The sequence below is a fragment of the Devosia sp. genome, from assembly GCF_028290435.1.
Lineage (GTDB): Bacteria > Pseudomonadota > Alphaproteobacteria > Rhizobiales > Devosiaceae > Devosia.
Genome location: NZ_JAQGJV010000047.1, coordinates 20,834 through 28,448 on the forward strand (window position 1 = coordinate 20,834; position 7,615 = coordinate 28,448).

Annotated in this window: 7 protein-coding genes; 6 read left to right on the forward strand and 1 reads right to left on the reverse strand. The window is 62.0% G+C overall.

What is annotated here, in order from left to right; genetic code table 11:
• Positions 1 to 82: 82 nt before the first annotated feature.
• The gene (locus JWP26_RS11490; protein WP_299727376.1) at positions 83 to 1,114 is read right to left on the reverse strand and encodes a LacI family DNA-binding transcriptional regulator; all 1,032 of its coding nucleotides are present in this window, start codon (positions 1,112 to 1,114) and stop codon (positions 83 to 85) included.
• 173 nt (positions 1,115 to 1,287) lie between these two features.
• On the opposite strand from JWP26_RS11490, the gene JWP26_RS11495 reads away from it, so the two are divergent.
• The 6 genes from JWP26_RS11495 to JWP26_RS11520 all read left to right on the forward strand — a co-directional run bounded on the left by JWP26_RS11495 (position 1,288) and on the right by JWP26_RS11520 (position 7,538).
• Positions 1,288 to 2,322 carry a Gfo/Idh/MocA family oxidoreductase gene (locus JWP26_RS11495; protein WP_299727380.1) on the forward strand — a complete coding sequence of 345 codons (1,035 nt, stop codon included), beginning with the start codon at positions 1,288 to 1,290 and terminating at the stop codon, positions 2,320 to 2,322.
• Positions 2,323 to 2,332: 10 nt separating this feature from the next.
• Complete coding sequence (locus JWP26_RS11500; protein WP_299727382.1) at positions 2,333 to 3,226, forward strand: sugar phosphate isomerase/epimerase; 894 nt, start codon at positions 2,333 to 2,335, stop codon at positions 3,224 to 3,226.
• Between the two features lie 89 nt (positions 3,227 to 3,315).
• On the forward strand, positions 3,316 to 4,575 hold the full coding sequence (locus JWP26_RS11505) for an extracellular solute-binding protein (RefSeq protein ID WP_299727384.1): 1,260 nt from the start codon (positions 3,316 to 3,318) through the stop codon (positions 4,573 to 4,575).
• 64 nt (positions 4,576 to 4,639) lie between these two features.
• Positions 4,640 to 5,548, forward strand: coding sequence for a carbohydrate ABC transporter permease (locus tag JWP26_RS11510; protein ID WP_299727386.1), 909 nt, complete (start codon positions 4,640 to 4,642; stop codon positions 5,546 to 5,548).
• 3 nt (positions 5,549 to 5,551) lie between these two features.
• Positions 5,552 to 6,433: a carbohydrate ABC transporter permease gene (locus JWP26_RS11515; protein WP_299727389.1), complete on the forward strand. Its 882-nt coding sequence runs from the start codon at positions 5,552 to 5,554 to the stop codon at positions 6,431 to 6,433.
• Positions 6,434 to 6,467: 34 nt separating this feature from the next.
• A complete protein-coding gene (locus JWP26_RS11520) occupies positions 6,468 to 7,538 on the forward strand; it encodes an ABC transporter ATP-binding protein (protein WP_299727393.1) in 1,071 nt (356 codons plus the stop codon).
• Positions 7,539 to 7,615: the final 77 nt, after the last annotated feature.

Sequence of the window (7,615 nt, forward strand, 5' to 3'; positions counted from 1 at the left end):
GCCAATGGTGGCGATCCTCTATATCACCATGCTGATCCTGCCGATGATGGTTCCCAATGGCGCGCTAATCGACAAGGCGGGCTCAAGGGAGGCGGTAGTCGTCGCTTTCGCCTTCGATCAACTCAAACTGCAAGAGGCGGCGGACGGTGCCTTGCGGATAGTCGGCTTGGTAGGCCGGCATTGTTGCCAAAAGCGCTTCCGCGAGAGCGATGCCGACATCGCGCAGCGACAGGCCGAAGCAGGTCAGGGTTGGCGACAGGAATGTGGCGTGCGGGCTGTTGAGGCCGATCACGGCGATGTCGCGGCCGGGGCGGACACCGGATTCGGACAGACCGCGATAGAGGCCGATCGAAACGCTTTCATTGATCAGGACAATTGCGGTGGGCCGATCGGGTCGTTGCAGCAGGCGCTTGGCGATGTCGTAGCCGCCAGCCTCGTTGGGCGTGGAGCGGAAGATCATGTCGTCGTCGAGCGTGAGGCCGTGGGCGGCCAGGGCGCGGCGGCTTTGCTCGACGAAGACATAGCCGAGGTTGACATCGTCATGGGGGGCGCTGATGGCGATGCGGCGGTGCCCACGCGCCACCAAGCGATCAATGGCGGCCGTGGCATAAGCTTCGAAGTCGAGGTCCAGCCAGGGATGGGCGGCATCGGACAGGCTGCGGCCCAAGGCAACGAAGGGGATGTGGCGCTGGGCCAGAAATTCGATGCGGGGGTCCTTGCGGCGGGTGGCCGAGATGATGAGGCCATCGGCGAAGCCGCGCGCGACGATGCGCTGGACATAGGCCTCGGGGTCTTCCTCGGACGAGCAGAGCAGGGCGACGAGATCGAGTTGATGGCGGGCGAACACGGTCTGCACGCCGTCGAACACGCCCATGAAGAAGGTATCACCCTGGCCGGTGATTTCAGAGCCGGTCTGCATCATGAAGCCGATAACGCCGGTGGCGCCGCTGCGCAGCGCCCGGCCGGCCTGATTGGGGACATAGCCCAGTTCGGCAGCGGCCTTGAGGACGCGTTCGCGCGTCGCCTCATTGACGTCGGGCTTGCCGTTCAGGGCCCGCGAAACAGTGCCGATCGAAATATCGAGATGCTGCGCTAACCGCCTAATGCCCTTCATGATTTCAACCGTTTATCCCCAAGGTCGCGGATCGCATCAGAAACGTTTACGGAACCCTATTGACACGGATCAGGGTCCGAATATAGCGTCGTAAACGTTTACGGCATATCCCCAGTCAAGCTGTCGCACAAGACACAAGCAGACTGGCGAGATAGCCGAAGGGAGGCTTCATCTTGACGTTTACGGCCGTTCTCGCGGGTTGCGGTGCCATGTCCAAAGGGTGGTTGTCGGCGCTGGCCGATCACGACCTGCTCAAGGGGCGCGTGCGCATTGTCGGACTGGTCGATCTGGACCGCGCGGTGGCCGAACAACGGGCTGCCGAGTTCAATCTGGGCGACGTGGTGATCGGCTCGGACCTGGATGCAGTGTTGGCAGAGACCAAGCCCGATCTGTTGTTCGACGTGGCGATCCCGGCGGCGCGTGAAGGCATCGTGACCATGGGCTTGCGCCAGGGCTGCCACGTGCTCAGCGAAAAGCCGATGGCGACGAGCATTGCGGCTGGGCGGGCGCTGGTGCAGCAGGCGGCAGCGGCGGGGCGGGTGCATGCCATCGTGCAGAACCGGCGCTTCATCGCCGGGGTGCGGCGGATCAAGCGGTTGCTCGAGAGCGGCGCGCTGGGTGAGTTGACGGCGCTGCATTGCGATTTCTTCGTTGGCGCGCATTTCGGCGGCTTCCGCGAGCAGATGGACAATGTGCTGCTGCTCGACATGGCGATCCATACGCTGGACGCGGCGCGCTTCATGGCCGGCAAGATTCCCGAGGCGGTCTATTGCCTCGAAACCAATCCGCGCGGCTCCTGGTACGGCCATGGCGCGGCGGCCAATGCGATCTTCGAATTTTCCGACGACGTGGTGTTCAACTATCGCGGCAGCTGGAGCGCCGAGGGCGCCAATACCAGCTGGGAAAGCGCCTGGCGGATCGTGGGCACCAAGGGGACGCTGATCTGGGATGGTGGCGACAGCTTTGAGGCGAAGGTGGTGAGCGGCGACAGCGGGTTTTTCCGAGACCTGGCCGACCTCGCGGTGCCGCAGCCGGACAATGCCGACCAGACCCATGGCCATGCCAGCGTCATCGCCGAATTCCTGAATGCCATCGAAGGCGGTCGCGCGCCCGAGACGGCGAGCAACGACAATATCAAGAGCCTCGCGATGGTGTTCGCGGCGATCGAAAGCGCCAAGACACGCCAGCGCGTCACCATAGCAGTTTGAGGACCATTTCGTGACCAACCCAGCCAAGTCCATCCGCATCGGCACCATGATTCAGGCTACGGCCGGGCAGGGCGCCGAAAACATCGCCAAGATCGCCGATCTGGGTTTCGAGAGTTTTGAGCCGTTCTTCTGGCAGACCACCAATGGGCAGAACCTGGCGGAACTGGGCAAGCGCTCGCTTGAGGCCATCGGCAATCGCGACATCACCATTTCGACCATCGGCATGTTCGGTAATCCGCTGGAGGACCAGGAGATGGACCGCCAGACGCTGCAGGGCTGGAAGGACTGCATCGACAATGCCCACCATTTCGGCGCGACGTGCGTCGCTGGCTTTACCGGCCGCGTGCGCAACAAACCGCTGACCGACAGCCTGCCGCGCTACAAGGAAGTGTGGAGCGATCTGGCCAAGCGCGCCGCGGACAAGGGCGTGAAAATCGCCTTCGAGAACTGCGCCATGGATGGCAATTGGGCGACCGGCGACTGGAACATCGCGCACAATCCCGATGCTTGGGAGCTGATGTTCAACGAGACGCCGGACGACAATATCGGGCTGGAATGGGAGCCATGCCATCAGATGGTCTATCTGATCGATCCACTGCCCCAAATTCGCAAGTGGGCGCACAAGTTCTTCCACGTGCATGGCAAGGACGCGACCATCCGTTGGGAAGTCATCAAGGAGCACGGCATTTTCGGCAAGGAGAAGTTCGTGTTTATGCGCACACCGGGCTTTGGCGACACCAATTGGGTGGACGTGATCTCCGAACTGCGGCTGGCCGGCTATGTCGGCTCCATCGATATCGAGGGCTGGCACGATCCGGTCTATCGCGACGCGCTGGAAATGACCGGCCAGGTGCGCGGGCTCAACTATCTCAAGGAATGCCGGGGTGGCGACTACGTCGCCTGACCTCGTCTGATCGCCAGCCCTAGGCTCCGCAGAGGGCCTTGGCGATTTTAAATAACCGCGGCGCTGGCCGCACAATGGGAGGACTGAAAATGAAACTGTCGACATTGGCTATGGCGATTGGCGCCATGGTGCTGACGAGTGGCATGGCGCATGCCCAGGACAAGACGTTCAACATCTGGTGGTTCGAGGATGCGGTATCGGCTCAGGGCATCACCTGGACCAAGGCGCTTGAGGAGTTCAAGGCTAACCATCCGGACGTGACCGTCAACTTCGAGCAGAAGACCTTTGCGCAGTTGCAGGCTTCGGGCAGCATGATCCTCAATTCCGATCAGGCACCGGACGTTCTGGAATACAACAAGGGCAATGCCACCGCCGGCCTCGTCGCCAGCCAGGGCCTGCTGCAGTCGCTGGACGACGCCTATACCGCTCAGGGCTGGGACAAGATCCTCAACGAGGGCCAGCTCGCGCTCAGCCGCTACAGCGATGTGGGCGTCTATGGCTCGGGCCCGATCTGGGGCATTTCCACATACGGCGAATATGTTTCGGCCTTCTACAATATCGACATGTTCGAAAAGGCGGGTCTGAAGGTTCCGACCACGCTCGAAGAACTCACTGCCGATTTCGAGGCCTTCAAGGCGGCTGGCGTCACGCCGCTCGCTCTGGGCGGCGCAGATACCAGCGGCCAGCACGTGCTCGCCTCGCTGGCCTATACCAAGGCTGACGATACCTGGGTGCAGAACTATCAGGGCCTCAAGGCTCCGCTCGATACCGCACCCTACCTGTTTGCGGCCCAGACCATGGTCGACTGGGTGGCCAAGGGCTATGTGAGCAAGGATTCTACGGGCATCAAGGATCCCGACGCGGCCCTGCAGTTCACCTCCGGCAAGGCGCCGATCTACATTTCGGGCACCTGGAACCTGGGCAATTTCAGCTCGTCCATCAAGGACTTCAAGTGGGGCCAATTCCTGGTGCCGACGCCGAAGTACTCGGTCGGCTCGACCGGCAATCTTTGGGTGGTTCCGAAGGGTTCCAAGAACCCCGATCTCGCTCAGGAGTGGATCAGCCTGCTGCTGTCGCCGAAGTACCAAACCGAACAGGCCAACAATGGCGGCGTGTCGATTGCGGCTGACGCAGCAACCGTGACCAATCCGGTGGGCCAGAACGCCTCGGCCGTGTTCAAGGAAATCGCGGACAAGCAGGGTCTCGGCTTCTATCCCGACTGGCCGGTTCCGGGCTTCTATGACGTGCTGATCCAGAAGGTCGCGGGCCTGTTGCAGGGCACCCTGACGCCCGATCAGTTCGTCGGCGAACTGAAGACGACCTATGATGACGCACAGGCCAACCAGTAACATCTGATCCTTGTCGGGCCGCGCTTCCATTGGAGGCGCGGCCCGATCGATAATGGAGGGGAAAATGGCCACGCCAAGCGGTGCGTCCACGGAAGACAAGCGCAGCTACTATCTCTACTTGATACCGGGCGCGATTGGCTTCATCGCCATCGTGCTACTGCCGCAGATCGCCAATTTTGCCCTCAGCTTCACCGCCTGGAAAGGCGTCGGCACCCCACGGTTCGTGGGCTTGCAAAATTACGAAAAACTGCTGACCGACGGGCAATTCTGGGGCTCGATGAGCCATACGCTGCTGTTCGTCATCTCGATGACGATCATTCCGGTGGTGCTCGGCCTGGTGCTGGCGGCGTTGCTGTTCGATTATATCCGCGACGAGTTCGGCGAGACGGTTTCGAGCCTGTTCCGCGCGGCGTTCTACCTGCCGCAGATCCTGCCGATCACGGCGGCGGGCGTGTTGTGGGGCTGGATCTTCAATCCGGTCGGCGTGGTCAATATCATCCTGCGGGCCCCGGGGCTGGATGGGTTGGCGCAGAACTGGCTGGGCGACGCGACCTATGCGCTGCCGGCGGTGTCGCTGGTCATCGTCTGGATTCAGGTCGGCTATTGCCTTGTCGTGTTCATGGCCGGCCTGTCGCGCATCGATCCGGCGCTTTATGAAGCGGCCGAACTGGATGGCGCCGGCTGGTGGCAGCGCCTCGTGACCATCACCATTCCCTTGCTGGCGCCCGAGATTTTCGTAGTGGTGCTGACGACGCTGATTGCGGCGTTGAAAGTGTTCGCGCCGATCTTTGTGCTGACGGCCGGTGGGCCGGACAATGCGACGCTGGTGCCGTCATACCTGACTTACTATCACTTCTTCACCACGCAGCGCGTCGGCTATGCGGCCTCGATTGCCGTGGTGCAGACGATCCTCACTATCGGGCTGGCCGTGATTTTCCTGCGCTTCCAATCCAGCCAGGCGGGGAAGGAATAGACCATGGCCGATGCAATTCTCAATCCTGGCGATGCCATCGACGAGGCGGCCTATGGTCCGCGCAAGCGCGGTGCGGGGCGCTGGGTGGTTCTCGCCATCCTGACGCTGCTGTTGCTGTTGGTGCTGTTTCCGTTCTTCCTGGCGCTGAGCAATTCGATCAAGTCCACCGTGGACTACGCCGCGAACGGCCCGCTGTCGCTGCCGACGTCGGTCGATTTCACTGCGCTCAAGAAGTTCTGGGACGTGGCGGATTTTGGCCGCAAGCTGCTGAACAGCGCGATCATCAGCCTCGTGGTTGCGGTCTTTGGCGTGCTCATCAGCCTGCTCAACGCTTATGCCATCGGCATCGGCAAGGTGCGTGGTTCGCGCGTTATCCTGGTGGTCCTGCTGATCGGCATCATGGTGCCGCAGGAATCCATCGTTTATCCGCTCTACTACATGGCCAAGGCCACCGGCCTTTATGACACGCAGTTGTCGGTGATCATCATTTTCGCCGTGCTCCAGAGCGCCTTCGGCACCTACCTGCTGTCGTCGGTGCTGGGCAGCTTTCCAAAGGAAATCATCGAGGCGGCCGAAATGGATGGCGCCAATCGCTGGCAAATCCTGTGGCAGGTCGTGGTGCCGGTGCTGCGGCCATCGCTGATGGTGGTGGGGACATTCTTCTTCATCTGGACCTGGAACGAGTTCCTGATCCCGCTGGTGATGCTGGTGTCCAATAACAACCAGACTGTGTCGGTGGCGATGGGGCTGACGCGCGGGCAGAACATGTCGGACCCGACGCTACAAGCCGCGGCGTCGCTGTTGGGCATGGCGCCCACGCTGATCTTCTTTTTGATCTTCCAGCGCACCCTGACGCGGGGCGTCGTGGTGGGAGCGGTCAAATGACGATGCGTATCTGTCCTCAAATTGGAGAACTCAAGTGAGCGAAATCCAGATCGAGTTAGCCAATATCAACAAGCATTACGGCACCTACCACGCGCTCAAGGACGTCAGCCTGCGCATCGAGAAGGGGAGTTTCGTGGCGCTGGTTGGCCCGTCGGGCTGCGGCAAGTCTACGCTGCTGCGCTCGCTGGCGGGGCTGGAGAGCATTTCAGGCGGCATGATCAGAATCGCCGGCGAGGTGATCAACAACGTGCCGCCGCGCAAGCGCGACGTGGCCATGGTGTTCCAGTCCTATGCGCTTTATCCGCATATGACGGTGGCGGAAAATCTCACCTATTCGCTGCGCATCAAGGGCGTGAAGAAGGATGTTGCGCGCAAGGCGGCCGAGGAGATCGCCTCCACCACCGGGCTGACCGGCCTGCTGGATCGCTATCCGCGCGAGCTTTCGGGCGGGCAACGGCAACGCGTGGCGATGGGGCGGGCGATTATCCGCCATCCCAAGGCGTTTTTGTTCGACGAGCCGCTATCCAATCTCGACGCGGCGCTGCGGGTGCAGATGCGCAAGGAAATTCGCAGCCTGCATGACCGGCTGGGGGCGACCTCGGTTTACGTGACGCATGACCAGATCGAGGCCATGACCATGGCTGACCATGTCGTGGTTATGCGCGAAGGGGTGATCGAGCAGCAGGGCGCGCCGCTGGAGCTCTACGATACGCCGGCCAACAAGTTTGTCGCGGGCTTTATCGGGTCGCCGGCGATGAATTTCGTGCCGGGCACGATTGCCGCCAATGGACACGAAGTGGTGCTGGAACTGCCCGGTTCGCCGAGTATCGAACTGGGCCGGCAGGTCGAGGCTAATCGGCAGGTGACGGTAGGGCTGCGCCCCGAGCATCTGAGCGTCGTGCCGCTGGAGCAGGCGAGCCTGCGGCTGCCGGTGGCGGTGGTGGAGTCGACAGGGTCGATGACCTATGTGACGACCGCGACCACGCCGGAACTCACCGTGGTCGAGACCGGGCGTACCGCAGCCAAGGCCGGCGACAATGTCGGCGTGCGCATCGAGCCGGGCAATGTGCACCTGTTCGATCGGCAGACCGAACGCGCGATCTAATGCTGCCAGACGACGAGGCCGGCGGCCGTGGCCATCATGGCGCCGGCGGTCTTGTTGAGACGGCCCAGCGCCTTGGG